Source organism: Rubrivivax benzoatilyticus JA2 = ATCC BAA-35 (assembly GCF_000190375.1).
Taxonomy (GTDB): Bacteria; Pseudomonadota; Gammaproteobacteria; order Burkholderiales; family Burkholderiaceae_C; genus Rubrivivax; species Rubrivivax benzoatilyticus.
The window spans coordinates 113,474-140,211 of record NZ_AEWG01000074.1 but is presented as its reverse complement, the minus strand read 5'-3'; the positions used below and the strand labels follow the sequence as shown (position 1 = coordinate 140,211).

Below are 26,738 nucleotides of genomic sequence, written 5' to 3'. Positions count from 1 at the left end.
TCGCGGCTGACAAGCCGGCGCGAGAGCCGGCCGCCGGGGCGCGCCCTTGCGCTCATGTCCCCCGTCCCGGCTGCGCCGGGACTCCTCCTTTACTTCGCTCCAGGGCGCGCCCCACCGTCCGGCTCGGAGACGCCGCATGAGCCCTCAGGACTTGTCCGGGGCTCATTCCCGCCTGGCGGGACCGGCCGCCAGGCCGAAGGGTGCGCCAGTGAGCCCTCAGGACTTGTCCGGGGCTCTTTCCCGCCTGGCGGGACCGGCCGCAGGCCGAAGGGTGCCAAAGTGAGTTCGCTGCGCGAACACCTGGACGTCCTGCTGCACGACTGGCTGGACGTCGACACACTGTTCAGCCGCGAACGCCACGCCGAGCACTCGCGCGAGACCGTCGGTGCGGTGCTCGACCTGGCCGAGCGCATCGCCGACGAACGGTTCGCGCCGGCCAACCGCCGCGCCGACGTCGAGGAGCCGCGTTTCGACGGCGAACGCGTGCACCTGCCCGAGAGCACACGCGCTGCGGTCGCCGCCTATGTCGAGTCGGGGCTGCTGGCGGCGTCGCAGGACGCCGAGTTCGGCGGTCTGCAGCTGCCGTGCGTCGCCGAGATGGCGGCCAACGCCTTCTTCAGCAAGGCCAGCGTCGCGATCGCCGGCTACGCGATGCTGACCACCGGCAACGCCAACCTGATCGCCGCGCACGGCACGCCGGCGCAGCGCGAGACCTTCGCACGCCGGCTGTTCGCCGGCGAGTGGTTCGGCACGATGTGCCTCAGCGAGCCGCAGGCCGGCTCGTCGCTGTCGGACGTCGCGACACGCGCCGAGCCCGACGGCCCCGGCCACGAGGCCGATGCGCTGGGCCCGCGTTACCGGCTGCGCGGCCACAAGATGTGGATCTCCGGCGGCGAGCACGAGCTGGCGGCCAACATCGTGCATCTGGTGCTGGCCAAGATTCCAGACGAAACCGGTCGATTGCCGCCGGGCGTCAAGGGCCTGTCGCTGTTCATCTGCCCGAAGTTCCTGCCCGGGCCCGACGGCCGGCTGGGCCGGCGCAACGACGTCGCGCTGGCCGGGCTGAACCACAAGCTGGGTTACCGCGGCACGACGAACACGCTGCTGAACTTCGGCGAGCGCGACGGCGCCGTCGCCTGGCTCGTCGGCCGCCCCGGCGACGGCCTGCGCTGCATGTTCCACATGATGAACGAGGCGCGCATAGCCGTCGGCCTGGGCGCGGTGATGCTGGGCTGGGCGGGTTACGAAGCGAGCCTGGAGTACGCCCGCCAACGCCCGCAGGGCCGGCCGCTGGGCGCCAAGGACGCGACGCAGCCGCAGGTGCCGATCCTGCGCCACGTCGACGTGCGCCGCATGCTGCTGGCGCAGAAGAGTTATGTCGAAGGCGGGCTGGCGCTGTCGCTGTACTGCGCCCGCCTCGTCGACGAGGCGCGCACCGGCGCGCCCGAGGCCGCGGCCGACGCGCGCCGGCTGCTGGACCTGCTGACGCCGATCGCCAAGAGCTGGCCCAGCGAGTGGTGCCTGGAGGCCAACTCGCTGGCGATCCAGGTGCTGGGCGGCTGCGGCTACACACGCGATTTCCCGGTCGAGCAGTACTGGCGCGACAACCGCCTGAACATGATCCACGAGGGCACGCACGGCATCCAGGCGCTGGACCTGCTGGGCCGCAAGGTGCTGGCCGACGGCGGCGCGGCGCTGAAGCTGCTGGTGACCCGCATCGACGCCACCGCGCAGCGTGCCGGCCAGGTCGCCGGACTGGCCGAAGCCGGCGTCGCGCTGGCCGGTGCCTTGCAGCGCCTGGGCGCTGCGACACGTTCGGCCTGGGCCACCGGCGACGCCGAGGCGGCGACGGCCAACGCCACGCCTTATCTGCAGGCTTTCGGTCACGTCGTCGTCGCCTGGCTGTGGCTGGATCTGGCGCTGGCGACGGGTGCTTCGCGGCCGGGCACACTGGCGGCCACACGCTACTTCTACGCCTACGAACTGCCCAAGATCGACGCCTGGCTGGCGCCGGTGGCGCGGCGCGAGGCGCTGGTGCGTGAACTGGACGACTCCTGTTTCTGAGCGAGGACCGAACGATGGCTGTACGACACCTGGTGATGTGGACCCTGAAGGACAAGGCCGACGCGCCGCGCTTCAAGGCCGAACTCGATTCCTGCGCGGCGCTGGTGCCGGGCATGCTGCACTTCCGCGCCGCGATCGCCGAGCCGGGCTGCGAGGCCAACGTCGACGTTCTGCTGGACTCGACCTTCGCCGACGCCGCCGCGCTGGACGCCTACCAGAACCACCCGCATCACCAGGCGGTGGCCAAGATCCTGGGCACGCTGCGCCAGACGCGCCACGTGCTCGACTACACGACGGAGGGCTGATGAGCACGCCGGTGATGGACCTCTTCCGCCTCGACGGACGTGTCGCGCTCGTCACCGGCGGCTCGCGCGGCCTGGGGCTGCAGATCGCCGAGGCGCTGGGCGAAGCCGGCGCCAAGGTGATGCTGACCTCGCGCAAGGCGGCCGACCTGGAGGAGGCCGTCGCCCGCCTGGCCGAGCGGGGAATCGACGCGCGCTGGGTCGCCGGCGACGCCAGCCGCCCCGAGGACGTGCAGCACGTCGTCGACGAGACGCTGCAGCGCCTGGGGCCGATCGACATCCTCGTCAACAACGCCGGCGCCACCTGGGGCGCGCCGGCCGAGGACCACCCGCTCGACGCCTGGGACAAGGTCATGGACCTGAACGTGCGCAGCCTGTTCCTGTTCTCGCAGGCGGTGGCACGCGCCAGCATGATCCCGCGCCGTTCGGGGCGCATCGTCAACGTCGCCTCGATCGCCGGGCTGGCCGGCAGCCTGAACATGCAGTTCATCGCCTACGGCACGAGCAAGGGCGCGGTGGTGAACTTCACGCGCACGCTGGCCGGCGAATGGGGCCGCCACGGCATCAACGTCAACGCGCTGGCGCCGGGTTTTTTCCCGAGCAAGATGACACGCGGCACGCTCGAAGCGGTCGGCGAACAGCGCCTGGCCGCCGCCGCGCCGCTGGGCCGCATCGGCGACGACGACGATCTGAAGGGCGCCGCGCTGCTGCTGTGCAGCCCGGCGGGCAAACACATCACGGGCCAGGTGCTGGCGGTGGACGGCGGTGTCAGCGCCGTGCATGCCGGCTAAGCCGAAGGAGACGACATGAACAACCAGCAGATCGTGCTGGCCTCGCGCCCGCAGGGCGAAGCGACGGCCGCCAACTTCCGCTTCGTCGAGGCGCCGCTGCCGGCGCTGGCCGACGGCCAGGTGCTCGTGCGCCACCACTACCTGAGCCTCGATCCGTACATGCGCGGCCGCATGAACGACTCCAAGAGCTACGCCGCGCCGCAGCCGCTGGGCGAGGTGATGATCGGCGGCACGGTCGGCGAGGTCGTCGACTCCCGCCACCCGGGCTACGCCGCCGGCGATGCGGTCGTCGGCATGGGTGGGTGGCAGCTCTATTCGGTGGTCGACGGCGGCGCGGCCGGCATGCTGCGCAAGGTCGACACGCGGCTGCCGCTGTCGGCCTATCTGGGCGCCGTCGGCATGCCGGGCGTCACCGCCTGGTACGGGCTGGTGCGCATCATCGCGCCCAAGCCCGGGCAGACGGTGGTCGTCAGCGCCGCCAGCGGCGCGGTCGGCAGCGTCGTCGGTCAGCTCGCCAAGGCGCGCGGCTGCCGCGTCGTCGGTTATGCCGGCGGAGCGGCCAAATGCGCCTACGTCGTCGACGAACTGGGCTTCGACGCCTGCATCGACTACCGCGAACACGCCGACGCACGCTCGCTGGCACGTGCGCTGCGCGACGCCGCTCCCGACGGCGTCGACGGGTGCTTCGAGAACGTCGGCGGCGCGGTGATGGACGCGACGATGCTGCGAATGAACGACTTCGGCCGCATCTCGCTGTGCGGAATGATCGCCGGCTACGACGGCCAGCCCATCCCGATGACCTGGCCGCAGCTCATCCTGCAGTCGCGGCTGACGGTGCAGGGTTTCATCGTCAGCGAACACATGGGCGACTGGCCCGAGGCGCTGCGCGAACTGGCGGCGGGTGTGGCCGGCGGCACGATCAAGTACCGCGAGAGCATCGCCGACGGCCTGGCCGCGGCGCCCGAGGCCTTCCTCGGCATGCTGAAGGGCCGCAACTTCGGCAAACAACTGGTGAAACTCGTTTGATCCACTGGCACTGGCTGCGCTGGGACGACCTGCGCCTGGACGACCTCTACGACGCGCTGGCGCTGCGCTGCCGCGTCTTCATCCTCGAACAAGGGCCGTACCTGGACCCCGACGGCATCGACCGGCACTGCTGGCATCTGCTCGGCCGCGACGACGCCGGCGTGTTGCAGGCCTATCTGCGTGTCGTCGATCCGGGGCTGAAGTACGCCGAGCCGTCGATCGGCCGCGTCATCAGCTCGGCCGAGCGCCGCGGCACCGGGCTGGGCCGCGCGCTGGTCGCCGAGGGCGTCACGCGCTGTCTGGCGGCGTGGCCGGGGCAGGGCATCCGCATCAGCGCCCAGGCCCACCTCGAACGTTTCTACGCCGGCTTCGGCTTCGAGCCGGTCGGCGAGCCTTATCTCGAAGACGACATCCCCCACCTCGAAATGCTGCTGAGGAGCCCCCGATGAACACCGACTGGCAGGGCCGCGTCGCGGTCATCACCGGCGCCGCGAGCGGCTTCGGGCTGGAGACCGCGCGCATCGCTGCCGCACGCGGCATGAGGATCGTCGCCGCCGACCTGCAGGCCGCCGCGCTGGAGGCCGCGGCCGAGGAGCTGCGTGGCCGTGGCGCCGAGGTGCTGCCGTTCCGGCTGGACGTCGCCAAGGCGGCCGAGGTCGAGGCGCTGGCCGCGGCCACCTTCGAGCGTTTCGGCACGCCGCATTTCGTCTTCAACAACGCCGGCGTCGGTGCCGGCGGGCTGATCTGGGAGCAGTCGGCGCGCGACTGGGAATGGGTGCTGGGCGTCAACCTGATGGGCGTGGCGCACGGCGTGCGCGTCTTCGTGCCGGCGATGCTGGAAGCGGCGAAAGCCGACCCCGGCTACCGCGGCCACGTCGTCAACACCGCCAGCATGGCCGGCCTCGTCAACATGCCCAACATGGGCGTCTACAACGTCAGCAAACACGCCGTCGTGGCGCTCAGCGAGACGCTGTACCAGGACCTGTCGCTGGTCGCCGAACGTGTGCACGCCCACGTGCTGTGCCCGTTCTTCGTGCCCACCGGCATCCACGAGAGCGGCCGCCACCGCCCGCCCGAGCTGGCCGCCGACGGCCGGCCGACACGCAGCCAGATGGTCGCCCAGGCGATGATGGAAAAAGCCGTCACCGGCGGCAAGGTCAGCGCTGCCGACGTCGCGCAGTGGGTCTTCGACGCGATGGACGAGAACCGCTTCTACGTCTTCAGCCATCCGCAGACGCTGGGCTCGGTGCGCCAGCGTTTGGACGACCTCGTCGCCGGGCGTAACCCGAGCGACGCCTTCGCCGACCGACCCCAGGTCGGCGACCAGCTGCGCGCGGCGCTGCGCGGCCGGGGCTGAGCGGCAGCGGTTACAGTCCGGGCGCCGGCATGGTGCCGGCACACGTCTTCAGGGCGGGGTGGAACTCCCCACCGGCGGTAGGCGGCTCCGGCCGCGAGCCCGCGAGCGCCCGGCGCAAGCCGGGGTCAGCAGACCTGGTGCGAAGCCAGGGCCGACGGTCACAGTCCGGATGAAAGAAGACGTGCCGCTGTGCCGCGCCCGGCTCCGGCTGGTTGCGGCGTGGCGGCGCGCAGGCGTCCCTGGAACGTCTCCATCCCACTCGAAGGAGCGTCTCCACATGAATCACTCTGTCCACACCCCGGCGCTGGCCGGTTCTCCGTCCACGCTGCGCCAGCGGCTGGCTGCCGCCGCGGCGGCGATGCGCGCCGGCCGCCCGGTGCTGCTCGTCGACGACGACGACCGCGAAAACGAGGCCGACCTGATCGTCGCCGCCGAACACCTCACCGAGGCGACGATGGCGATGCTGATCCGCGAATGCAGCGGCATCGTCTGCCTGTGCCTGCCGCCCGAGGCCATAGCGCGGCTGCGCCTGGCGCCGATGGTCGTTCACAACGGCAGCCGCCACGGCACGGCCTTCACCGTGTCGATCGAGGCGCGCGACGGCGTCACGACCGGTGTCAGCGCCGCCGACCGGCTGACGACGGTGCGTGCCGCCACCGCGCCCGGTGCCGGTGCCAACGCGCTGGTCAGCCCCGGCCACGTCTTCCCGCTGCGTGCCGAAGCTGGCGGCGTGCTGCAGCGCCGCGGCCACACCGAAGGCGCGATCGAGCTCTGCGACCTGGCCGGCCTGCAACGCGCCGCGGTGCTCTGCGAGCTGATGAACCCCGACGGCAGCATGGCGCGTGGCGCCCAGATCGAGGCCTTCGCCGCGCTGCACGGGCTGCCGACGCTGTCCATCGAGGACCTCGTGCAGTGGCGCCAGGGGAGGGCCGATGGCTGATCGCCTGGCCGTCGTCATCGGTGCCGGCCCGGCCGGACTGATGGCCGCCGAACGCCTGGCCGCCGCCGGGCACCGTGTCGAGGTCTTCGACGCGATGCCCTCGGCGGGGCGCAAGTTCCTGCTCGCCGGCAAGGGCGGGCTGAACCTGACGCACTCCGAGCCCTTCGAGCGTTTCGTCACGCGTTACGGCCCGGCCGCCGGCTGGATGGCGCCGCGGCTGCAGGCTTTCGGCGCTGACGCGCTGCGCGCCTGGGCCGCCGGGCTCGGCGTGTCGACCTTCGTCGGCACCTCGGGCCGCGTCTTCCCGGCGGAGATGAAGGCCGCGCCGCTGCTGCGCGCCTGGCTGCACCGGCTGCGTGCGGCCGGCGTCGTCTTCCAGATGCGCCACCGCTGGACCGGCTGGAGCGATGACGGCGCGCTGGCCTTCGACGGCCCGGCCGGGCCGGTGACGCGCCGCGCCGACGCCACGATCCTGGCGCTGGGCGGCGCCAGCTGGCCGCGCCTGGGCAGCAACGGCGCCTGGTGGCCCTGGCTGGCAGCGCGTGGCGTCGAACTCGCGCCGCTGGCGCCGTCCAACTGCGGTTTCGACGTCGCCTGGAGCGAGTTCCTGCGCACGCGCCACGCCGGCGAGCCGCTGAAGTCGGTGGCCATCACCTTCGGCGGCGAGCGCCGCCCGGGCGAATTCGTGCTGACCGAGACCGGCGTCGAAGGCAGCCTGGTCTACGCCTTCTCGGCCGCGCTGCGCGATGCGATCGCGCGCGACGGCCGGGCGGTGTTCGAGCTCGACCTGCTGCCGGCGCGGCCGCTGGAGTGGGTGCGGCGCGAACTGGCGCACCCGCGTGGCAGCCGCTCGCTGGCCTCGCACCTGAAGTCGCGCCTGAACCTGGGCGGCGTGAAGACCGCGCTGCTGTGGGAGCTGGTGCCCAAGGCCGATCAGCACGACGTCGACAAGCTGGCCGCGGCGATCAAGGCCTTGCCGGTGCCGGTGACGGCGCCGCGGCCGATCGCCGAGGCGATCAGCAGCGCCGGCGGCGTGCGCCTCGGTGCCGTCGACGACGCCCTGATGCTGCACGCGCTTCCGGGCGTCTTCGTCGCCGGCGAGATGCTCGACTGGGAGGCACCGACCGGCGGTTATCTGCTGACCGGCTGCTTCACGACCGGGCTCGCGGCGGGTGACGGCGCCGCGCGCTGGCTGTCGCGCTGAGCCCTCGCGCCGGCCGTGGCCACCGCCGGCGGGCGGTCACGGCCGGCCATTAAACTGCGCGCCTTTCGCTTTCCCGGACTTTGCTTTTGGACAAGATCGTTCTGCAGATCGCCGCCGAACTGAAGGTTCGCCCGGCGCAGGTGCTGGCCGCGGTCGAACTGCTCGACGGCGGCGCCACGGTGCCGTTCATCGCCCGTTACCGCAAGGAGGCGACCGACGGCCTCGACGACGTCCAGCTGCGTGAACTGGAGGCCCGCCTGGCCTATCTGCGCGAGCTGGAGGAGCGCCGCGCCGCGGTGCTCAAGAGCATCGACGAACAAGGCAAGCTGACGCCCGAACTGCGCGCCGCCATCGAGGCCGCGCCGACCAAGCAGGAACTGGAAGACCTGTACCTGCCGTACAAGCCGCGCCGCCGCACCAAGGGCATGATCGCGCGCGAAGCCGGCCTCGAGCCGCTGGCCGACAAGCTCTTTGCCGACCCGACGCTGGAGCCGCTGGCCGAGGCCGCCGCCTTCATCAACGCCGACGGCGGTTTTGCCGACGCGCACGCGGTGCTCGACGGCGTGCGCGACCTGCTCGCCGAACGCTGGGCCGAAGACGCGGTGCTGGTCGGCCAGCTGCGCGAATGGCTCTGGGCCGAAGGCCTGTTCCAGAGCAAGCTGGTCGACGGCAAGGACGGCAACCACGCCGACGCCGCCAAGTTCCGCGACTACTTCGACTACGCCGAGCCGATCCGCACCGTGCCCAGCCACCGCGCGCTGGCCGTGTTCCGCGGCCGCACGCAGGAGTGGCTGGACGCCAAGCTGGTGCTGGACGAGGAACTCGTGCCCGGCCAGCCCTCGCGGGCCGAAGGCCGCATCGCGCGCCACCTGGGCTGGAGCCATGCCAAGCGCCCGGCCGACGACCTGATCCGCAAGACCGTCGCCTGGACCTGGAAGGTCAAGCTCTCGCTGTCGCTGGAGCGCGACCTGTTCTCGCGCCTGCGCGAGGAAGCGGAAGGCGTGGCGATCAAGGTCTTCGCCGACAACCTGCGCGACCTGCTGCTGGCCGCGCCGGCCGGCAAGCGTGTCGTGATGGGCCTGGACCCGGGCATCCGCACGGGCGTCAAGGTGGCCGTCGTCAGCGACACCGGCAAGGTGCTGGACACCTCGACCGTCTACCCGCACGAGCCGCGCAACGACTGGGAAGGTTCGCTGCACGTGCTCGGCCGCCTGGTGGCGACGCACGGCGTCAACCTGATCGCGATCGGCAACGGCACCGCCAGCCGCGAGACCGACAAGCTGGCCGCCGACCTGATCAAACGCATCCGCCAGATGGCGCCCGACGTCCAGATCGACAAGGTCGTCGTCAGCGAGGCCGGCGCCTCGGTCTATTCGGCCAGCGAGTACGCGAGCAAGGAGTTGCCCGAGCTGGACGTCAGCCTGCGCGGTGCCGTCAGCATCGCGCGCCGGCTGCAGGATCCGCTGGCCGAGCTGGTGAAGATCGACCCGAAGAGCATCGGCGTCGGCCAGTACCAGCACGACGTCAACCAGAGCGGGCTGGCGAAGTCGCTGGACGCCGTCGTCGAGGACTGCGTGAACGGCGTCGGTGTCGACCTGAACACCGCGTCGGCGCCGCTGCTGGCGCGGGTGTCGGGGCTGTCGCCGGCCGTGGCGGCGAGCATCGTGCGCTGGCGCGACGCGCACGGCGCCTTCCGCAACCGCCAGCAGCTGCTGGAGGTGTCGGGCCTGGGGCCGCGCACTTTCGAGCAGGCCGCCGGTTTCCTGCGCATCCGCGACGGCGACAACCCGCTGGACCTGACCGGGGTGCACCCGGAGACCTATCCGGTCGTGCAGAAGATGCTGGCCGCCACCGGCCGGCCGGTGCAGGAGCTGATGGGCCGCGCCGAGGTGCTGCGCACGCTGAAGCCCGAACTCTTCGCCGACGACAAGTTCGGCGCCATCACGGTCAAGGACATCCTCGCCGAACTGGAGAAGCCCGGGCGCGACCCGCGGCCCGACTTCACGGTGGCGCGCTTCAACGAAGGCGTCGAGGACATCAAGGACCTGCAGCCGGGCATGGTGCTCGAAGGCACGGTCAGCAACGTCGCCCAGTTCGGCGCTTTCGTCGACCTGGGTGTGCACCAGGACGGCCTGGTGCACGTCAGCCAGCTGTCGAACAAGTTCGTCAACGACGCGCGCGAGGTCGTGAAGACCGGCCAGACGGTCAAGGTGCGTGTGCTCGAGGTCGACCTGGCACGCAAGCGCATCTCGCTGACGATGAAGCTGGATGCGGCGCCGCGCCCGGCGGGGGACCGCGGCGGCAACGCCTACCGGCCCGCGGGACGCGACGAGCGTGCCCGCGGCGGCGGCCAGGCCGCCGCGCAGCAGCAGGGTCAGGGCGCGATGGCCGCGGCCTTCGCCAAGTTGTTGACCAAGCGCTCGTAGTTCTCCTGGCCCTGGGCGCGCTGGACGGCCTCCAGCGCGCGGCGGCGGATGTCGTCGTCGATGCGCGCCGCCGGGCGGTAGCTGGCGTCCAGACGCACGGCCACCGGGCTGGGCTCCAGCTGCACCTGCGGCACGCTGATCGGCGACGAGCGCATCAGCGCGAAGATGTCGCGCTGGGCCTGCAGCGCCGGTGACAGCTGCGGCGTGATGCCGGTCTGCGGCAGCGTGACGAACACCGCCAGCGCGGCCATGCCCGTGGCCATCACCGCGCGCGGCCGGCCGATGGCAGCGGCTGCGCTGCGGGCGGCGTTGACCACCGGCGGCGGCACGAGGTCGGCAAAACCGCGGTTCTCGGCGGCGCGTGCCACCGGGCGCGGCGGCTCGCGGTCTTCCGGCGTCAGCAGCAGGCCGGCGCGGCGCACTGCGCGGCCGACGGCCTCGCTGCCGGTCAGCACCGTGAACGGCACCGCCAGCAGCAGCGGCACGACCAGCGGCGCCAGGTGCCAGACCCCCGATCTCGCCGCTGCGCTGGCCCAGCACCGCCAGCGCCAGCAGCGGCAGCGACATCAGGCCGATGCTGACCGCGGCGTCGCGCCAGGCGACCGTGCCGGCCTGCCGCGGCGGCGACTTCCATTCCAGCTTCAGCCCGGTCAGCGCGCCGATGACGAAGGTCGTGTGGGCGAGCATGCGCAGCGGTGCCTGGATCGCCGAGGCCAGCAGTTCCAGCACCGAGCTGGCGAGCAGCGCGGCGGTGCCGCCGAAGCGGCGCGCCTGGCCGGCGGCCAGCACCGCGACGACACCCAGCACGCGCGGCATCAGCAGCAGCACGGCGGTCATGACCCAGAGCACGACGGCGCTGTCGTGCGACATCTCCGGCGGGTCCAGCAGCGTGCCCAGCACGACGAAGCCGATCCACAGCGGCGCGATCGCGTACGACAGCGCGCCGGTGACGAACATCGCGCGGTGCGCCGGGCGCCAGCCCGGTTCGGCGACCAGGCGCGCGTTCTGCAGGTTGCCCTGGCACCAGCGGCGGTCACGCTGCAGCTCGGCCAGCAGGTTGGGCGGGTATTGCTCCCAGGAGCCGTCGAGTTGCGGCGCCAGCCAGACCTCGTAGCCGGCGCGGCGCATCAGCGCGGCCTCGACGAAGTCGTGCGACAGGATCTCGCCGGCCAGGCCGCCGCGGCCCGGGATCGGCGCCAGCGCGCAGTGCGTCATGAAGGCTTCGACGCGGATGATCGCGTTGTGGCCCCAGTAGTGCGACTCGCCGAGCTGCCAGAAGGCCATGCCCAGCGAGAACAGCCGGCCGGTGACCCGCGTGGCGAACTGCTGCAGCTGCGAGTGCAGCGTGTCCTGCGCCCGCGCCGTCGGCAGCGACTGCACGATGCCGGCGCGCGGGTTCTCTTCCATCAGCCGCACCATGTCGACCAGCGTGCGGCCGCTCATCGTGCTGTCGGCGTCGAGCACGACCATGTAGCGGTACTGCGAGCCCCAGCGGCGGCAGAAGTCGGCGACGTTGCCGGCCTTGCGCTTGGTGCGCCGGCGGCGCCAGCGGTAGAAGACACGCGCGCCGCCGTCGACCTCGCCGTCGCCCAGCATCGTGCGCAGCCGCTCCCAGGCGGCGACTTCGGCCGCGCGCAGCTTCGGGTCGGCGGTGTCCGACAGCACGTAGATGTCGAACAGCGACAGCGCCCCGGTGGCGGCGAGCGACTCGCAGGTCGCGCGCAGGCCGCCGTACACGGTGGTGATGTCCTCGTTGCAGATCGGCATGATCACCGCGGTGCGTGCGCCGCGGTCGATCGGCGCGTGCGGGCGCTTGAGCGTCAGCGCGTGCGGGTCGCCGCGCAGCATCACCCAGCCGCCCATCAGCGCGGTGACGAAGCCGATCGCCACCCAGGCGAAGAGCAGCGTCTGCAGCAGCGCCTGCGGCCATGGCGTGCCCTCGGGTGTCAGCGACCAGGCGGCGACGGCGAACGCCGCCACCAGCGCCAGCAGCAGCCGGCGGCGCGCCATCGCGGCGGCCAGCCAGGGCGTGTCGCGTGGCACCGCGCCGTAGCTCATGCCGGGCATCGCGGCGAACAGCAGGCCGCGCAGGAAACCGAACCAGGGGTGCGGTCGCATCGGCGAACGCGCGACCGGGGGTGCGGTGCGTAGAGTGGTTTTCATTGGGGTGCGAGGGCGTAGGACCAGGTTTCGGACAGCGTGCGGTCGCCCAGGCGCAGGAACGCACGCAGCTCGAGGGCGCGGCCGGCATCGGCGCGCTCGACATCGATCGAGACACGCCAGCCGCCGCGCGCCGGATTGGGATAAGCGACCGCGCGCAGCGCACGCGCGTTGTCATTGCCGCTGACGACCGCCTCGACGGCGGCGTCGGCCGGCAGTCCGGCCAGCGCCGGGCCGTCGAAGTCGAGGTGGAACTGCAGGCGCTGTGGCGGGATCGGCGCCTCGCGGTAGCCGTGGCCGAAACGCGTCTGCACGACGCGCGCGCCCGGCGGCTGCGTCGCGGCATCGGCGGCCCAGTGCATGCGCCAGCCGATGGCCAGCGGCTGTCCCGGGGGCGGCAGCGTCTGCGGCACCCAGTAGGCGGCGATGTTGTCGTGGGTTTCGTCGGGCGTGTGGAACTGCAGCAGCTCGACACGGCCGGCGCCCCAGTCGCCGAGCGGCTCGATCCAGACGCTGGGGCGGCGCTCGTAGGCGGCTTCGAGGTCTTCGTAGCTGGTGAAGCTGCGGTCACGCTGCTGCAGGCCGAAACCGCGCGGGGACTTCAGCGCGAACGAGGTGACGAAGGCGCCTCGCCTCGGGTTGGTCAGCGGACGCCAGATCCACTCGCCGTCGCCGGTGGCGATCTGCAGGCCGTCGGAGTCGTGTACCTCGGGGCGGTAGTCGTCGGCCACCGGCTGGTTCTCTCCGTGCAGGAACATGCTCGACAGCGGCGCGATGCCCAGCGTCGCGACCGGCGCGCGCAGCCACAGCCGGGCCTGCACGTCGACGATGGTCGTCGCGCCGGGCTTGACGTCGAACTGGTAGGCGCCGGCCACGCGCGGGCCGTCGAGCAGGGCGTACAGGCGCAGCGTCTGCGCGCCCGGCACCGGGCGTTCGAGCCAGAAGGCGGTGAAGGCCGGGAACTCCTCGCCGCTGCCGCCGGCGGTGTCCACCGCCAGGCCACGTGCCGACAGGCCGTAGCGCTGGCCGGCGCCCAGCGCGCGGAAGTAGCTCGCGCCGAGGAAGACGATCAGCTCGTCCATCACCTTCGGCGTGTTCAGCGCGTGGTGCACACGCAGCCCGGCGATGCCGGAGACCACCTCCGACGGCGGCAGCACGCCTTCGTCGCTGAACGCGGCGCGCGGGATCTCCAGCGGCCGGGCCTGGCCGTCGACGATCTCCATCAGCTTCAGCGGCCGCGTGAAGCCGCGGCCGACGTGGAAGAACTGCAGCTCGAAGGGCAGGGCCTCGGCGCGCCACAGGCCCTGGTCGGGGCGGAAGCGGACCTTGCGGTAGTCGTCGTAGCTGAGCTGGGCGAGTTCGGCCGGCAGCGGCGCCGGTTCCCGGTAAGGCTGGCGCGCCAGGGCTTCGGCGTCGCGGGCGACATCGTCGAGGCCGAAGGCGCCGGCCTGGCCGGCCGTCAGGGAGGAGGCGGCGACCACGAGGGTCGTCAGGGCACGCAGCCAGCCGCTGCGGCGCATCACGGACGTCGCTTCAATTTGCATTGCCTTGGAACATAGGGTCGCAACCGCCGCGTGTCGCGGGGTGCGGGCGTATCGGGCCGTGAGCGATGGCAACAAGACCTGCCCTAGCATCGCGGCCCATGCGTGCTTTGCAACTCTTCGCCGGGCCACGCGCACGGCGTGCACTCCAGGAACGCGGCCTGCGGGCCACCGACGTCCGGGTGATGCCGGGTGCCGCCGGCGGGCCGAAAGGTCTGGTGCTCATTCCGCTCGACCGGTTCATTTTCGGGCATTGGCTGCGTGACACGACGGAGACCGTGCACCTTCTGGGCGCATCGATCGGCTCCTGGAGACTGGCTTCGGCCTGCCTGCCCGACGCCGACGGGGCGCTGGCGACTCTGGCCGAGGACTACATCACGCAACACTACGAGCACGAACCGGGCCGGCCGCCGACGAAGCGGCAGGTCAGCGAATCATTCGGACAGACCGTCAACGCACGACTGGGTGTTCGCGCTGACGAGGTGTTGTCGCATCCGCGTTTTCGGCTGCACGTTTTCACGAGTCGCGGCCGCCATGTCCTGCGGCGGGAAGGGCGCTGGCGCACGCCGATCGGCTACGCCGGCGCCTTCGTCGCCAACGCCGCCAGCCGGCGAGCGCTGGGCGGCTGGATCGAGCGGGTCGTCTTCAGCGACCCGCGCGACGCGCTGCCGTTCGCGCTGTCGGACTATCCGAGCCGGGTCTGCGCGCTGACACCGCACAACCTCGCGCCGGCGGTGCTGGCCAGCTGCTCGATCCCGTTCTGGCTCGACGCCGTGCACGACGTGCCGGGTGGCCCGCGCGGCGCCTACTGGGACGGTGGCATCACCGACTACCACCTGCACCTGGGCTACGCGGCGATGACCGACGGCCTGGTGCTGTACCCGCACTTCCAGCCACAGGTCGTGCCCGGCTGGCTGGACAAGGCCTGGAAACGCCGCCATCGCGCGACACCGCTGCTCGACAACGTCGTCGTCCTGGCGCCGACACCCGAGTGGGTGGCCTCGCTGCCGAACGGCAAGCTGCCCGACCGCGCCGACTTCAAGGCCTACGGCGACGACCTTGCGGGCCGCGTGCGCGTGTGGCGCCGCGCAGTCGACGAGAGCCGCCGCCTGGCCGACGAATTCGCCGAGCTGGTGGCTTCCGGGCGCACGATCGACGCTGCGGCGCTTGCATGAGGGCTAAAATGCCCGTTCCCATCAACCCAACAAGGGCGAGAAAGGCATGACGGTTATGACACCGCGGACTACCCCGTTCACCACCGAGGTCTGAGCCCCGCGCGTCCCGCGATTCCCTTTCTCCGGACAAAGCGCGGCCTGGCTCCGCGCTTTTTCATTTCCCGAGGTTGAACATGATCCAGATCACCCTGCCGGATGGTTCCCGGCGTGAATACCCGGCGCCGCTGACGGTCGCCGACGTCGCCGCCTCGATCGGCGCCGGCCTGGCCAAGGCCGCACTGGCCGGCCGCGTCGACGGCAAGCTGGTCGACACGAGCTATCGCATCGAACGCGACGCGCAGCTCGCGATCGTCACCGAGAAGGACCCCGACGCGCTGGAGCTGATCCGCCACTCGACGGCCCACCTCCTGGCCTACGCGGTCAAGCAGCTGTTCCCCGAGGCCCAGGTGACGATCGGCCCGACGGTCGAAAACGGCTTCTATTACGACTTCGCCTACAAGCGCCCGTTCACGCCGGAAGACCTGGCGGCGATCGAGAAGCGCATGGCCGAACTCGCGGCCAAGAACGAGCCGGTCGTGCGCCGCGTGCTGCCGCGCGACGAGGCCGTGGCCTACTTCAAGGGCCTGGGCGAGGACTACAAGGCCGAGATCATCGGCAGCATCCCGAGCAACGAAGACGTCTCGCTGTACCGCGAAGGCGACTTCGAGGATCTGTGCCGCGGCCCGCACGTGCCGAGCACGGGCCGGCTCAAGCACTTCAAGCTGATGAAGGTGGCCGGAGCCTACTGGCGCGGCGACCAGAACAACGAGCAGCTGCAGCGCATCTACGGCACGGCCTGGGCGACCAAGGACGAGCTGCAGGGCTATCTGCGCATGCTCGAGGAAGCCGAGAAGCGCGACCACCGCAAGCTTGGCCGCGAGCTCGACCTGTTCCACCTCGACGAGCATTCGCCCGGCACGGTGTTCTGGCACCCCAAGGGCTGGACCGTCTGGCAGGAGGTCGAGCAGTACATGCGCCGTGTCTACCGCGACAACGGCTACCAGGAGGTCAAGGGCCCGCAGATCCTGGACAAGGCGCTGTGGGAGAAGACCGGCCACTGGGACAAGTACCGCGAGAACATGTTCACGACGGAATCGGAGAAGCGCGACTACGCGCTGAAACCGATGAACTGTCCCGGCCACATCCTGATCTTCAAGCAGGGCATCAAGAGCTACCGCGACCTGCCGCTGCGCTACGGCGAGTTCGGCCAGTGCCACCGCAACGAGCCCACCGGCGGCCTGCACGGCATCATGCGCGTGCGCGGCTTCACGCAGGACGACGGCCACATCTTCTGCACCGAGGACATGATCCTGGGCGAGTGCGTGGCCTACACGGCGCTGCTGCAGAAGGTCTACCGCGACTTCGGCTTCACCGACATCCTCTACAAGGTCGCCACGCGGCCCGAGAAGCGCATCGGCAGCGACGCCATCTGGGACAAGGCCGAGGAGGCGCTGATCGAGAGCCTGAAGCGCTCGGGCTGCGACTACGTCATCGCCCCGGGCGATGGCGCGTTCTACGGCCCGAAGATCGAGTACACGCTGAAGGACGCGATCGGTCGCCAATGGCAGTGCGGCACGATGCAGGTCGATTTCTCGATGGCCGAGCGGCTGGACGCCGAGTACGTCGCCGAGGACGGCTCGCGCCGCCACCCGGTGATGCTGCACCGGGCGATCGTCGGCAGCCTCGAGCGTTTCATCGGCATCCTGATCGAGCAGCACGCCGGCGCGTTGCCGGTCTGGCTGGCGCCGGTGCAGGCGGTGGTGGCGTCGATCACGGATTCCCAGGCCGATTACGCCGCCGAAGTGGCGAAATCGCTGCAAAAGCAGGGGCTGCGAGTGCACCTGGACCTGCGCAACGAGAAAATCAACTATAAAATCCGCGAGCACTCTGTGCAGAAGGCCCCGTTCATCCTCGTCGTCGGTGACAAGGAGAAGGCAAACGGGGCTGTTGCCGTGCGCGCGAGGGGCAACCTCGATCTCGGCGTGATGCCTCTCGCAGACTTCCAGCAGAAGATCGCCAGCGACATCGCCGCCAAGGTATGAGCCTTGCCCGCGCCGCCCGCACCTACGTCTTGGATTGACGGCCCGTCGCCTTCGGGCCGCTCGAGGAGTTGACACATCGCTACGTTCATGGATCGCCGCACTCCCAACGCGGAGCGCAAGCACAGGCTGAATCGGGAGATCATGGCGCCGCAGGTGCGCTTGAACGGGGTCGACAACGAACCCCTGGGCATCGTCCCGACGATGGAGGCCCTGCGCATGGCTGGCGAGCTGGACGTCGATCTCGTCGAGATCGCGGCCACTGCGGATCCGCCGGTGTGTCGGCTGATGGACTACGGCAAGTTCAAGTACCAGGAGCAGAAGAAGGCTGCCGAAGCCAAGTCCAAGCAGAAGGTCATCGAGGTCAAGGAAGTCAAGTTCCGTCCCGGTACCGACGAAGGCGACTACGCGATCAAGATGCGCAACCTGCGCCGCTTCATCGCGGAGGACGGCGACAAGGGCAAGGTCACGCTGCGTTTCCGCGGCCGCGAGATCACGCACCAGGATATCGGCATGCGTCTCCTGGAGCGCATCCGCGACGAGCTGGCGGACGTGGCGGTCGTCGAGCACATGCCCAAGCTCGAAGGCCGGCAGATGATCATGGTGCTGGCGCCCAAGCGGAAGTGAAGGCGCGGGCCGTTTGAGTTGATGGAATTCCGCCGCCGCGGTCGGTCACCGCGGCGGGGGAGCAGAAGCCGCTGCAGGCCGACAAGCACGCCGGATTCTTCCGGCGACGCCTGCAGGGGTCACTTAGAAGGAGCAGTCATGCCCAAGATGAAGACCAAGAGCAGCGCGAAGAAGCGCTTCCGCGTGCGTCCGGGTGGCACCGTCAAGCGGGGCCAGGCGTTCAAGCGCCACATCCTGACGAAGAAGAGCACGACCCGTAAGCGCCACCTGCGCGGCGCCGCGAACGTGCACGAGACCGACATGGGCCACATCGCCTCGATGCTGCCCTTCGCCGGCCTGTAATCTTCTTACGCACGCACAAGGAGCCACACAATGCCTCGCGTCAAACGCGGTGTAACCGCCCACGCCCGCCACAAGAAGATCCTGGCCCTCGCCAAGGGTTTCCGTGGCCGTCGCAAGAACGTCTTCCGCATCGCCAAGCAGGCGGTGATGAAGGCGGGCCAGTACGCCTACCGCGACCGTCGTACCCGCAAGCGGGTGTTCCGTCAGCTCTGGATCGCGCGTATCAACGCCGCGAGCCGTGAGCTCGGCATCACCTACAGCAAGTTCATGGCCGGCCTGAAGAAGGCGCAGATCGACATCGACCGCAAGGTCCTGGCCGATCTGGCGGTCAAGGACCCGGCGGCTTTCGGCGCCATCGTGGCGAAGGTGAAGGCCCAGCTCGCTTGACCGGCAAGCCCCGGCTCGCCGGGGCATGAGCGTTCCAAAGGCCGTCAGCTTGCAGGCGGCCTTTTTGTTTTCTCGAGCCGACACCGTGGGCGCCGGCTCTCCGCAGATCCTGCCGACATGAACGACCTCGAATCGCTGGTGCAGGCTGCCGTTGCCGACTTCGGCGCGGCGCCCAACCCGGCCGAACTGGAGAACGCCAAGGCGCGCTACCTCGGCAAGAGCGGTCGCGTGACCGAGCTGCTGAAGGGCATGGCCGCCTTGCCGCCCGAGCAGAAGAAGACGCTCGGCGCCGAGATCAACCAGGCCAAGGCCCGCATCGAGACCGAGCTGACGGCCGCGCGCGAGCGCCTGGCCGAAGCCGAACTCGCCGCGCAGCTGCGCGCCGAGGCGCTGGACGTCACGCTGCCCGGCCGCGGGCGTTCGGTCGGCGGGCTGCACCCGGTCAGCCGCGTCATCGAGCGCATCGAGCAGATCTTCGGCTCGATGGGCTTCGACGTCGCCGAGGGTCCCGAGATCGAGACCGACTGGATGAGCTTCACCGCGCTGAACAACCCGGAGAACCATCCGGCGCGTTCGATGCAGGACACCTTCTACGTCGACCTGAAGGACGAGCAGGGCCGCTGGCTGAACCTGCGTCCGCACACCAGCCCGATGCAGGTGCGCTACGCACGTGCCCACGCCGCCAAGCACGCTGCCGATCTGGCCGCCGGCAAGAGCATCCCCGAGATCCGAGTCGTCGCCCCCGGCCGCACCTACCGCGTCGACAGCGACGCGACGCACTCGCCGATGTTCCACCAGTGCGAAGGCCTGTGGATCGGCGAGAACGTCAGCTTCAAGGACCTGAAGTTCGTCTTCTCGGAGTTCATCCGCCAGTTCTTCGAGACCGACGACTTCGACGTGCGCTTCCGGCCGTCGTTCTTCCCGTTCACCGAACCGTCGGCCGAGATCGACATCGCCTTCCGCAGCGGCCCGCTGGCCGGGCGCTGGCTCGAGGTCGCCGGCTCCGGCCAGGTGCACCCGAACGTCGTGCGCAACTTCGGCCTCGACCCCGAGCGCCACATCGGCTTCGCCTTCGGCATGGGTCCGGATCGCCTGGCCATGCTGCGTTACGGCGTGCCCGACCTGCGCCTGTTCTTCGACAACGACCTGCGCTTCCTTTCCCAGTTCCGCTGACCCGACGAGAGCCGCATGCAGTTCCCAGAATCCTGGTTGCGCGAGTTCTGCAACCCCCCGCTCGGCACGCAACAGCTCGCTGACCTGCTGACCATGTCCGGCCTTGAGGTCGAGAGCCTGGCGCCGGTGGCGCCGCCGTTCAGCGGCATCGTCGTCGCCGAGATCCTCGAAGCCGAGCCGCATCCGCAGGCCGACCGCCTGCGTGTCTGCAAGGTGTCCATCGGCGCCGCCGAGCCGCTGCAGATCGTCTGCGGCGCGCCCAATGCGCGCGCCGGCCTGAAGGCGCCGCTGGCCACCGTCGGCGCGGTCCTGCCGCCCGGCGAGGACGGCAAGCCGTTCAAGATCGGCGTCGGCAAGCTGCGCGGCGTGCAGAGCTTCGGCATGCTGTGCTCGGCGCGCGAACTGAAGATCGCCGACGAGCACGGCGGCCTGCTCGAACTGCCGGCCGACGCGCCGGTGGGCACCGACATCCGCGAATACCTGAAGCTCGACGACACCGTCTTCACGCTCAAGCTCACGCCCAACCTGGCGCACGCGCTGAGCGTCTACGGCATCGCACGCGAGGTCTCGGCGCTGACCGGCACGCCGCTGGTGACGCCGGCCATCGCGCCGGTCGTGCCGGCGCACGACCAGCGCCTGCCGGTCGAGGTGCAGGCCGCCGACCTGTGCGGCCGCTTCTCCGGCCGCGTCGTGCGCGGCGTCGACACGAAGGCCAGGACGCCGCAGTGGATGGTCGACCGCCTGGCGCGCTGCGGCCAGCGCAGCGTCAGCGCGCTGGTCGACATCTCGAACTACGTGATGTTCGAGTTCGGCCGCCCGTCGCACATCTTCGACCTCGACAAGATCCACGAGAAGCTGGTCGTGCGCTGGGGCCACGAAGGCGAGACGCTGAAGCTGCTCAACGGCAACACGATCACCGTGGATGCCAAGGTCGGCGTCATCGCCGACGCGGTGCAGGTCGAGTCGCTGGCCGGCATCATGGGCGGCGACGCCACCGCGGTGTCCGACGACACGAAGAACGTCTACGTCGAGGCCGCGTTCTGGTGGCCCGAGGCGGTGCAGGGCCGTTCGCGGCGCTACAACTTCAGCACCGATGCCGGCCACCGTTTCGAGCGTGGCGTCGACCCGGCGCTGACCGTCGAGCACATCGAACGCATCACGCAGCTGATCATCGACATCTGCGGCGGCGAAGCCGGCCCGATGGACGACCAGACGCTGGCGTTGCCGAAGGCCGAGCCGGTGACGCTGCGTGTCGAGCGTGCCGCCAAGGTCACCGGCCTGCCGCTGACGCAGCCGCAGTGCGCCGAGGTCTTCCGCCGCCTGGGACTGCAATTCAGCGAAGAACCCGGCCGCCTGACCGTGACGCCGCCGAGCTGGCGCTTCGACCTGAAGATCGAGGAAGACCTGATCGAGGAAGTCGCGCGGGTCGTCGGCTACGACAAGCTGCCCGCGACGCCGCCGCAGGCGCCGGTGACGGCGCGCGTGCGCCCCGAGGCGCGCCGCAGCGCGTCGGCGCTGCAGCGTGCGGTCGCCGCACTCGACTACCAGGAGACGATCAACTTCAGCTTCGTCGAGGAGCGCTGGGAGCGCGAGCTGGCCGGCAATGCCGACCCGATCAAGGTGCTGAACCCGATCTCCGCGCCGCTGGCGGTGATGCGCTCGAGCCTGATCGGCAGCCTGGTCGCCGTGCTGCGCGGCAACCTGGCGCGCAAGACGACGCGCGTGCGGGTCTTCGAGATCGGCCGCGTCTTCCGCCGCGACCCGGCGGCGGTCGACGGCCCGCTGGCCGTGGCCGGCGTCGCCCAGCCGCTGCGTGTGGCCGGCCTGGCCTACGGCGGCGTCGCGCCGCTGCAGTGGGGGCAGAAGGAGCGCCCGGTCGACTTCTTCGACGTCAAGGCCGATGTCGAGGCGCTGTTCGCGCCGCGCAAGCCGGTCTTCGTCGCCGCCGAGCACCCGGCGCTGCACCCGGGGCGCTGCGCGCGCGTCGAGGTCGACGGCCGTGCCGTCGGTTTCGTCGGCGAGCTGCATCCGAAGTGGCGCCAGGCCTACGAGCTGCCGCAGGCTCCGGTGGTCTTCGAACTCGAGGCTGCGGCGCTGCTCGAGCGCCCGCTGCCGAACGTCGAACCGCTGTCGCGCCAGCAGTCCGTCTGGCGCGATCTGGCGCTGGTGGTGGGCGAGGGCGTGCGCCACGACGCGCTGATCGCCGCCCTGCGTGCCGACGCCCTGGTGCGTCAGGCGACGCTGTTCGACCTGTACAAGCCGGCTCAGCCGGGTGGCGGTCTGGCCGCGGGCGAACGCAGCCTGGCCGTGCGCCTGGAACTGCTGGACCCGGCCGCGACACTGACCGAGGAGCGCATCGAAGCGGCCGTCGCCGCCGCCGTCGAGCGCGTGCAGGCCGCCTGCGGCGCGCGTCTTCGCACCTGAGCCCTAGCCGAGATCCGACATGACCGACACCGCACCGAAGGAACGCGTCATCCTGCCGTCGCTGGAGACGCCGACCCTCACGAAGGCCGAGCTCGCCGACCTGCTGTTCGACCGTCTGGGCCTGAACAAGCGCGAGTCCAAGGACATGGTCGAAGCCTTCTTCGAGATCGTGCACGGCACGCTCGTCGAAGGCGACGACGTCAAGCTCTCGGGCTTCGGCAACTTCAACATCCGCCGCAAGGCGCCGCGCCCGGGCCGCAACCCGCGCACCGGCGAGCTCATCCCGATCAAGGCGCGCAACGTCGTCACCTTCCACGCGAGTCACAAGTTGAAGGCGATCGTGCAGGGCGACACGCCGGCCGAGGTGGACTTCGAGTAAAGTCTCGATCCCGCGTCGATCCTGTTGTTTTCAATGGAGAAAACGCTCCCCTCCATCCCTGCCAAACGCTACTTCACGATCGGTGAGGTGAGCGAGCTGTGCGGCGTCAAGCCGTATGTGCTGCGGTACTGGGAACAGGAGTTCACGCAGCTCAAGCCGATGAAGCGGCGGGGCAACCGCCGCTATTACCAGCATCACGAGGTGCTGCTGATCCGGCGCATCCGCGAGCTGCTTTACGACCAGGGCTTCACGATCAGCGGCGCACGCAACCGGCTGGCCGACGGCCATCCGGCAGCGCGTGCCGCCGCGCTCGACGCCATCGACGGCTCGGTGCCGGCGGAGTTCGAGGGCGCCGCCGATCCGGCGGCCGAGGCGGTCGACTCCGAGCTCGCGACGGCTGCGGACTGGTCGGACGGGGTGTCGCATCTGCGGGCCGAACTGCTGTCGATCCGCGAGTTGCTGACGCCATGATTCACAAGCGCATTCCCTGAGGTATACTGCAGGGCTTCGTCGGGGTGTAGCGCAGCCTGGTAGCGCACTTGCATGGGGTGCAAGGGGTCGCGAGTTCGAATCCCGCCATCCCGACCATTGATAAGCCGAGGCCCGGTATCGCAAGATACCGGGCCTTTTGCTTGGGCCGCCAGTTGTGCCGCGTCTTTCCATTCGCGCCGGTGCGGCCTTGCGCTCGATTTGGACGATTGACGATGCCGATCTACGAATACGCCTGCCAGGACTGCGGCCAGCGCTTCGAGACGCTGGTGCGCTCGGACACTGTTCCCGAATGCCCGCACTGCCACTCGACGGCGCTGGACAAACAGCTGTCGGTTTTCGCCGCGGGCAAGTCCGAAGCCCATGCGCCCGCACCGATGCCGAACCCGTGCGCCGGCTGCGGCCGCGCCGGCGGCCCGGGTTCCTGCGCCTTCGACTGAGCCCGGCCGCCGCAGGCGGGCGGCTCAGGCCCCTCGTCGCAATCCGCCGCCCCTGAGTCGCGGGGTGCACCTCCTCTGGCAGCGCCCCGTCACCAGACGTCGGGCGGCGCCGGCGCGCGTCTGCGGGTCATACCTGCAAAGGTTTGGAGGACCGGAAACGGCGTTCCGCTGGTGGAATTCGTCTCACTGAATTGGCAGCCGCAAGGCTTAATCGGGAGACGATCATGTGGGACATCATTGCTGAAATCCTGGGCTTCCCTCGCACCGGCGGCCTCTGATTGATTATTGAATTGCGGTGCTGACCCGATGGAATTCGGCGGGATTTCGCTCCCGGCGCCATCGGTTTTCAGCGCGCAATGTTTTCTGCGCCCGGCAAGTGCTGGTGATCACGACCCGGGCCTTCGATGCGGGAGCGTTCGTCCCTCCAGCGCACTCGCGTCAGGCGTCGCCCGTCATGGGCGACGCCTCTTTTTTCGCCAACCGGGAGGCTCTCGCGTGCCGAGGCCTCAGAGCAGCCCGATCTCCATGGCTTTCAGCACCGCGCTGTGCTTGCTGGAGACCTCGAGCTTCGTCATCGCATTGCGAAGATGAAACACCACCGTGTGCTCGCTCATCGACAGGATCTGGCCGATCGCCCATGCCGACTTGCCCTCGCGGGTCCATTGCAGCACCTCGCGTTCGCGCGGCGTGAGCTTCGGACGCTTCGGGAGGCTGTCGAGCTTCGGCATCATCACCCGCGCCGCAGTCTCCTGGGCGTGCACCGCCAGCAGCTGCAGGTCGGCCATCAGGCGCATCAGTTCGCGCTCGTCGGCCGGCAATGCCTGTTCGCGGTCGACGCCGAACAGGAACTGGCGGCCGCCGGGCATGTGCAGCGACATCGAGATGCCGGTGCGGAACCCGTAGCGCGCCTGCGTTTCCCAGAGGTCGCCGGCGCCGGCCTCGACGTACGTCGTCTGGTCGTACACGAAGGGCACGCTCGCGGTGCGCAGGCGCTGCAGCACCGGGTCGCGCCGCGAGTCCGCCTCGTCCATCGACGCCTCGGCGAAGTCCGACGGCAGGTTGCTCAGGCGCGAGACGACGGACGGCTGCGACGGGCGCTTGATCATCAGCACGGCCTGGACGATCTGGAAGTCGAGATTCTGGGCAAAGCTCACGAGCCGCGACTTGAACGTCGCGTGATCGCTCGCGGTGCCAATGTCCAGAAAATCCCGGTATCTCATCGCCGTGACCAACATGCCGACCGTGGCGCATCGTCGCGCCCTTGCCGGCGAATTCCTTTGCAGATCGTCATCTAATGGGCACCGTTTGCGTCGAACCCTGGATGATCCGGATGTGGCCCATCCGTGAATGGTACATGCCGGACGACCCCGCCGAATGGCCGGCGTGGTGGCACATGGGAACTCGGGTGCGCGCGCCGCGTGACGAGCAGGGCCGCTGGCAAGGCGACACCGTGTGGGCTGCCACGCTCGAAGGCGTCGAGGTGGCCGCGACATGGAGCTGGACCGAACTGCGGCCCGGCGTGGTGGTGCTCAGCGATCCCAACGGGATCGAGTCCAACCTGCGCTGCGTCGGCGCGACCGCGCCGGCCGAAGAGGGGCTGTCGGCGATGGTCGCCCTCAACCGCCTGGCACACGAACTGCCGTGGTGCGAAACCGTGTGCACCATCCTGCGCATGGTGCGCCACCACTCGCCGGCGAAGGCCGAGCCGGCGCGTGTGCGATCGCCCCGGCGCCAGCGCGCATCCGTCGCCTGCTGAGCCGCGGCCCACACGCTCCGTTCGCCTCATTCCGGCGCGAACAGACGGCCTCGCGGTCCCCAGCGCTGCGGCGTCAGCCCGCGGCAGTCTCCGCCGCCTGAGCCGAGGCGCGCACCAGCAGCCGCTTGCGCACCAGCTGCACGTGGCTGCGCAGGTCGTACAGCTCGCCCGTGTAGGCCAGCGGCAGGCCGATACGGGCGATCTGCGCGTCGATGCGGTCGAGCTCGGCGTGCAGGCGGCCGAACTCCGCATCCGGCCGCTCGATGGCCTGCTCGAGCTCCCGCAGATTGGCGTACCAGCGGTAGACGCGCGAGCGGAAGCGCATCGCCAGCAGCGGCGGCAGCACGCGCGACAAGGGGATCAGTGCCGCGGCCAGCGGCAGCAGCACGATCCACATGCGGTCGACGAAGCTTGCGAACCAGAACGGGAAGTAGCGCTGCAGCCAGGGCGGGCCGCTGCGCGCGAATCGCTCGGCCTCCGGCGCCAGCGGCCACTCGGCACTGGCCGCCTGCGGGAACTCGTTGGGTGCGTGCAGCCAGCCGGCACCTCCATGCGCCTGGCGGGCGGCCTGTACCAGCAGTTGAACCAGCGCCGGGTGCAGGTCCTGCCGGGCCACCAGCGAGGCGCTGGTGGCCACCAGGTGCAGGTCGTGCGGCGGCTGGTCGTGCGCCAGGTCGACGACGCCTCGCGGCAGCGCCAGCGCGTGCAGGAACGGGAACCGACGGGCGTAGGCCTGGGCCTGCTCGAAGTCCATCAGTCGCACGCCGGGTGCGCGCAGCAGGTACTGCACCAGCGGCGCATCGGCGGCCGAGACCATCGCCAGCGCGTCGGCCCGGCCCTCGACGAGCTCGACGACGCCGAACACGGTCGGCCGGTGCTCGAGCCGCATCGCTCTTGGGTCGACGCCGTTGGCGGCCAGGATCTGCCGCCACAGCGGCGCCGTGCCGCCGCCTTGCGGGCCGACCTCGACGCGCCAGCCGGCCATCTGCGCCACGCGGTTCGGCCCCCTTGGCCCGAAACCCCGCGCACTGGCCTCGCGGTAGAACACCCACAGCGGCTCGTGCGCGATCGTGCCCAGCGACTGCAGCGTGTCGGAGTCCCGGTCAACGATCTCGTCGACGCCGCCTTGCACGAACGCCACCTGCACGCCGGAGGCCGGATCGCGCAGCAGCCGGAGGTTGTCGGCCGAGCCGCCGGTGGGCCGGATCTCGACCTCGACACCGTGCGCGCGCAGCAGCGGGACGTAACGCCGCGCGAACTCCTCGTAAGCGCCTTGTGCCGGCCCGCTGGCCATGACGATGCGGCGCTCGGGCGTCGGCTCCAGCCAGCGGTAGGCCACCCAGGCCGCCGCCACGGCCGCCACCGCCAGGGCCAGCGAGGCCCAGGCCGACAACTGCAGCAGCGCGTCACGCCAGCGCAGCGCGAGCGGGCGGGCCAGCGGTGCGCGCGGGGAAGGGGGCCGGAGTCCATCGGGCACGACGATAACGGAGAGAAGATCGGGCTGCTTTCCGTCAGATGGCATCGTCTCTCGTGTTCCGGCAGGCGGACGCACGCAGGACTCAGGGAAAGTGACTAGTGTTTGTCGCAACCACATGCCCGTCCGGCATTCGTGATTAGGATTGGCGCATGACGGAACGCAGTACCGGACCTGCGCCCG

At 70.4% G+C, this 26,738-nt stretch carries 24 protein-coding genes, 1 tRNA gene, 1 pseudogene and 1 riboswitch; of the genes and pseudogenes, 21 read left to right on the top strand and 5 right to left on the bottom strand.

What is annotated here, in order from left to right; all coding sequences use genetic code 11:
• Positions 1–279 precede the first annotated feature (279 nt).
• The 9 genes from RBXJA2T_RS08775 to RBXJA2T_RS20690 all read left to right on the top strand — a co-directional run bounded on the left by RBXJA2T_RS08775 (position 280) and on the right by RBXJA2T_RS20690 (position 10,110).
• The gene (locus RBXJA2T_RS08775) at positions 280–2,064 is read left to right on the top strand and encodes an acyl-CoA dehydrogenase family protein (RefSeq protein ID WP_009856992.1); all 1,785 of its coding nucleotides are present in this window, start codon (positions 280–282) and stop codon (positions 2,062–2,064) included.
• A 14-nt stretch (positions 2,065–2,078) separates the two neighbouring features.
• Positions 2,079–2,369, top strand: coding sequence for a Dabb family protein (locus RBXJA2T_RS08770; RefSeq protein WP_029718357.1), 291 nt, complete (start codon positions 2,079–2,081; stop codon positions 2,367–2,369).
• Entirely contained in the window at positions 2,369–3,157 is a 789-nt protein-coding gene (locus RBXJA2T_RS08765) for an SDR family oxidoreductase (RefSeq protein ID WP_009856990.1), read from the top strand. Before RBXJA2T_RS08770 ends, RBXJA2T_RS08765 begins: the two co-directional genes overlap by 1 nt.
• Before the next feature lie 15 nt (positions 3,158–3,172).
• Positions 3,173–4,183, top strand: a complete 1,011-nt coding sequence (locus RBXJA2T_RS08760; RefSeq protein ID WP_009856989.1) for an NADP-dependent oxidoreductase — start codon at positions 3,173–3,175, stop codon at positions 4,181–4,183.
• Entirely contained in the window at positions 4,180–4,632 is a 453-nt protein-coding gene (locus RBXJA2T_RS08755; RefSeq protein ID WP_009856988.1) for a GNAT family N-acetyltransferase, read from the top strand. The genes RBXJA2T_RS08760 and RBXJA2T_RS08755 overlap by 4 nt, the downstream gene beginning before the upstream one ends.
• Entirely contained in the window at positions 4,629–5,540 is a 912-nt protein-coding gene (locus RBXJA2T_RS08750) for an SDR family oxidoreductase (RefSeq protein ID WP_009856987.1), read from the top strand. The genes RBXJA2T_RS08755 and RBXJA2T_RS08750 overlap by 4 nt, the downstream gene beginning before the upstream one ends.
• A 40-nt stretch (positions 5,541–5,580) precedes the next feature.
• Positions 5,581–5,725, top strand: a riboswitch (FMN riboswitch).
• Positions 5,726–5,817: 92 nt separating this feature from the next.
• Positions 5,818–6,480 carry a 3,4-dihydroxy-2-butanone-4-phosphate synthase gene (ribB, locus tag RBXJA2T_RS08745; RefSeq protein ID WP_009856986.1) on the top strand — a complete coding sequence of 221 codons (663 nt, stop codon included), beginning with the start codon at positions 5,818–5,820 and terminating at the stop codon, positions 6,478–6,480.
• Entirely contained in the window at positions 6,473–7,684 is a 1,212-nt protein-coding gene (locus RBXJA2T_RS08740) for a TIGR03862 family flavoprotein (RefSeq protein ID WP_009856985.1), read from the top strand. Before ribB ends, RBXJA2T_RS08740 begins: the two co-directional genes overlap by 8 nt.
• A gap of 86 nt (positions 7,685–7,770) precedes the next feature.
• Entirely contained in the window at positions 7,771–10,110 is a 2,340-nt protein-coding gene (locus tag RBXJA2T_RS20690) for a Tex family protein (protein ID WP_009856984.1), read from the top strand.
• Here RBXJA2T_RS20690 and RBXJA2T_RS20685 read toward each other — a convergent pair.
• The 3 genes and pseudogenes from RBXJA2T_RS20685 to RBXJA2T_RS08725 form a co-directional block, all read right to left on the bottom strand.
• The gene (locus tag RBXJA2T_RS20685; protein WP_009856983.1) at positions 10,059–10,595 is read right to left on the bottom strand and encodes a hypothetical protein; all 537 of its coding nucleotides are present in this window, start codon (positions 10,593–10,595) and stop codon (positions 10,059–10,061) included. The genes RBXJA2T_RS20690 and RBXJA2T_RS20685 overlap by 52 nt on opposite strands.
• Before the next feature lie 106 nt (positions 10,596–10,701).
• Positions 10,702–12,120 (bottom strand): annotated as a pseudogene (gene mdoH / locus RBXJA2T_RS20680) (glucans biosynthesis glucosyltransferase MdoH); the annotation flags it as partial.
• 149 nt (positions 12,121–12,269) lie between these two features.
• A complete protein-coding gene (locus RBXJA2T_RS08725) occupies positions 12,270–13,790 on the bottom strand; it encodes an OpgD/OpgG family glucan biosynthesis protein (protein WP_009856979.1) in 1,521 nt (506 codons plus the stop codon).
• A 122-nt stretch (positions 13,791–13,912) separates the two neighbouring features.
• Between RBXJA2T_RS08725 and RBXJA2T_RS08720 the strand changes: the two genes are divergently transcribed.
• From RBXJA2T_RS08720 to RBXJA2T_RS08670, 11 genes are all read left to right on the top strand, one after another.
• Entirely contained in the window at positions 13,913–14,986 is a 1,074-nt protein-coding gene (locus tag RBXJA2T_RS08720) for a patatin-like phospholipase family protein (RefSeq protein ID WP_009856978.1), read from the top strand.
• A 173-nt stretch (positions 14,987–15,159) separates the two neighbouring features.
• Positions 15,160–17,067: a threonine--tRNA ligase gene (thrS, locus tag RBXJA2T_RS08715; RefSeq protein ID WP_009856977.1), complete on the top strand. Its 1,908-nt coding sequence runs from the start codon at positions 15,160–15,162 to the stop codon at positions 17,065–17,067.
• An 87-nt stretch (positions 17,068–17,154) separates the two neighbouring features.
• Complete coding sequence (gene infC / locus RBXJA2T_RS08710; protein ID WP_081467610.1) at positions 17,155–17,691, top strand: translation initiation factor IF-3; 537 nt, start codon at positions 17,155–17,157, stop codon at positions 17,689–17,691.
• Between the two features lie 138 nt (positions 17,692–17,829).
• On the top strand, positions 17,830–18,033 hold the full coding sequence (rpmI, locus tag RBXJA2T_RS08705) for a 50S ribosomal protein L35 (protein ID WP_009856975.1): 204 nt from the start codon (positions 17,830–17,832) through the stop codon (positions 18,031–18,033).
• A gap of 30 nt (positions 18,034–18,063) precedes the next feature.
• Positions 18,064–18,420 (top strand): 50S ribosomal protein L20, encoded by a 357-nt coding sequence (rplT, locus tag RBXJA2T_RS08700; protein WP_009856974.1) that lies wholly within the window; start codon positions 18,064–18,066, stop codon positions 18,418–18,420.
• A 117-nt stretch (positions 18,421–18,537) separates the two neighbouring features.
• Complete coding sequence (gene pheS / locus RBXJA2T_RS08695; RefSeq protein ID WP_009856973.1) at positions 18,538–19,593, top strand: phenylalanine--tRNA ligase subunit alpha; 1,056 nt, start codon at positions 18,538–18,540, stop codon at positions 19,591–19,593.
• Positions 19,594–19,608: 15 nt separating this feature from the next.
• Positions 19,609–22,017 (top strand): phenylalanine--tRNA ligase subunit beta, encoded by a 2,409-nt coding sequence (pheT, locus tag RBXJA2T_RS08690; RefSeq protein ID WP_029718360.1) that lies wholly within the window; start codon positions 19,609–19,611, stop codon positions 22,015–22,017.
• A gap of 19 nt (positions 22,018–22,036) precedes the next feature.
• Positions 22,037–22,396, top strand: a complete 360-nt coding sequence (locus RBXJA2T_RS08685) for an integration host factor subunit alpha (RefSeq protein WP_009856971.1) — start codon at positions 22,037–22,039, stop codon at positions 22,394–22,396.
• Between the two features lie 33 nt (positions 22,397–22,429).
• Complete coding sequence (locus tag RBXJA2T_RS08680; protein ID WP_009856970.1) at positions 22,430–22,867, top strand: MerR family transcriptional regulator; 438 nt, start codon at positions 22,430–22,432, stop codon at positions 22,865–22,867.
• A 40-nt stretch (positions 22,868–22,907) separates the two neighbouring features.
• A tRNA-Pro gene (locus RBXJA2T_RS08675) sits at positions 22,908–22,984 on the top strand.
• A 116-nt stretch (positions 22,985–23,100) separates the two neighbouring features.
• Entirely contained in the window at positions 23,101–23,325 is a 225-nt protein-coding gene (locus RBXJA2T_RS08670; RefSeq protein WP_009856969.1) for an FmdB family zinc ribbon protein, read from the top strand.
• 506 nt (positions 23,326–23,831) lie between these two features.
• Here RBXJA2T_RS08670 and RBXJA2T_RS08665 read toward each other — a convergent pair.
• Positions 23,832–24,560: a helix-turn-helix transcriptional regulator gene (locus RBXJA2T_RS08665; protein WP_009856968.1), complete on the bottom strand. Its 729-nt coding sequence runs from the start codon at positions 24,558–24,560 to the stop codon at positions 23,832–23,834.
• Between the two features lie 59 nt (positions 24,561–24,619).
• Here RBXJA2T_RS08665 and RBXJA2T_RS20520 point away from each other — a divergent pair, with 59 nt between their 5' ends.
• Complete coding sequence (locus RBXJA2T_RS20520; protein WP_193384725.1) at positions 24,620–25,081, top strand: hypothetical protein; 462 nt, start codon at positions 24,620–24,622, stop codon at positions 25,079–25,081.
• 73 nt (positions 25,082–25,154) lie between these two features.
• Here the strand turns inward: RBXJA2T_RS20520 and RBXJA2T_RS08655 are convergent, their stop codons facing one another.
• Positions 25,155–26,603, bottom strand: a complete 1,449-nt coding sequence (locus RBXJA2T_RS08655; RefSeq protein WP_081467609.1) for a TAXI family TRAP transporter solute-binding subunit — start codon at positions 26,601–26,603, stop codon at positions 25,155–25,157.
• Positions 26,604–26,738: the final 135 nt, after the last annotated feature.

What these genes read in the sequence shown, in the direction of transcription:
- thrS (WP_009856977.1), top strand. Translation starts at nt 15,160, where the DNA reads ATGATCCAGATCACCCTGCCGGATGGTTCCCGGCGTGAATACCCGGCG.
- RBXJA2T_RS20520 (WP_193384725.1), top strand. Translation starts at nt 24,620, where the DNA reads ATGGGCACCGTTTGCGTCGAACCCTGGATGATCCGGATGTGGCCCATC.
- infC (WP_081467610.1), top strand. Translation starts at nt 17,155, where the DNA reads ATGGATCGCCGCACTCCCAACGCGGAGCGCAAGCACAGGCTGAATCGG.
- RBXJA2T_RS08765 (WP_009856990.1), top strand. Translation starts at nt 2,369, where the DNA reads ATGAGCACGCCGGTGATGGACCTCTTCCGCCTCGACGGACGTGTCGCG.
- pheT (WP_029718360.1), top strand. Translation starts at nt 19,609, where the DNA reads ATGCAGTTCCCAGAATCCTGGTTGCGCGAGTTCTGCAACCCCCCGCTC.
- pheS (WP_009856973.1), top strand. Translation starts at nt 18,538, where the DNA reads ATGAACGACCTCGAATCGCTGGTGCAGGCTGCCGTTGCCGACTTCGGC.
- RBXJA2T_RS08665 (WP_009856968.1), bottom strand. Translation starts at nt 24,560, where the DNA reads ATGTTGGTCACGGCGATGAGATACCGGGATTTTCTGGACATTGGCACC.
- ribB (WP_009856986.1), top strand. Translation starts at nt 5,818, where the DNA reads ATGAATCACTCTGTCCACACCCCGGCGCTGGCCGGTTCTCCGTCCACG.
- RBXJA2T_RS08670 (WP_009856969.1), top strand. Translation starts at nt 23,101, where the DNA reads ATGCCGATCTACGAATACGCCTGCCAGGACTGCGGCCAGCGCTTCGAG.
- RBXJA2T_RS08720 (WP_009856978.1), top strand. Translation starts at nt 13,913, where the DNA reads ATGCGTGCTTTGCAACTCTTCGCCGGGCCACGCGCACGGCGTGCACTC.
- RBXJA2T_RS08760 (WP_009856989.1), top strand. Translation starts at nt 3,173, where the DNA reads ATGAACAACCAGCAGATCGTGCTGGCCTCGCGCCCGCAGGGCGAAGCG.
- RBXJA2T_RS08685 (WP_009856971.1), top strand. Translation starts at nt 22,037, where the DNA reads ATGACCGACACCGCACCGAAGGAACGCGTCATCCTGCCGTCGCTGGAG.
- RBXJA2T_RS08680 (WP_009856970.1), top strand. Translation starts at nt 22,430, where the DNA reads ATGGAGAAAACGCTCCCCTCCATCCCTGCCAAACGCTACTTCACGATC.
- RBXJA2T_RS08725 (WP_009856979.1), bottom strand. Translation starts at nt 13,790, where the DNA reads ATGCGCCGCAGCGGCTGGCTGCGTGCCCTGACGACCCTCGTGGTCGCC.
- RBXJA2T_RS08655 (WP_081467609.1), bottom strand. Translation starts at nt 26,603, where the DNA reads ATGCCATCTGACGGAAAGCAGCCCGATCTTCTCTCCGTTATCGTCGTG.
- RBXJA2T_RS08740 (WP_009856985.1), top strand. Translation starts at nt 6,473, where the DNA reads ATGGCTGATCGCCTGGCCGTCGTCATCGGTGCCGGCCCGGCCGGACTG.
- rpmI (WP_009856975.1), top strand. Translation starts at nt 17,830, where the DNA reads ATGCCCAAGATGAAGACCAAGAGCAGCGCGAAGAAGCGCTTCCGCGTG.
- rplT (WP_009856974.1), top strand. Translation starts at nt 18,064, where the DNA reads ATGCCTCGCGTCAAACGCGGTGTAACCGCCCACGCCCGCCACAAGAAG.
- RBXJA2T_RS08770 (WP_029718357.1), top strand. Translation starts at nt 2,079, where the DNA reads ATGGCTGTACGACACCTGGTGATGTGGACCCTGAAGGACAAGGCCGAC.
- RBXJA2T_RS08750 (WP_009856987.1), top strand. Translation starts at nt 4,629, where the DNA reads ATGAACACCGACTGGCAGGGCCGCGTCGCGGTCATCACCGGCGCCGCG.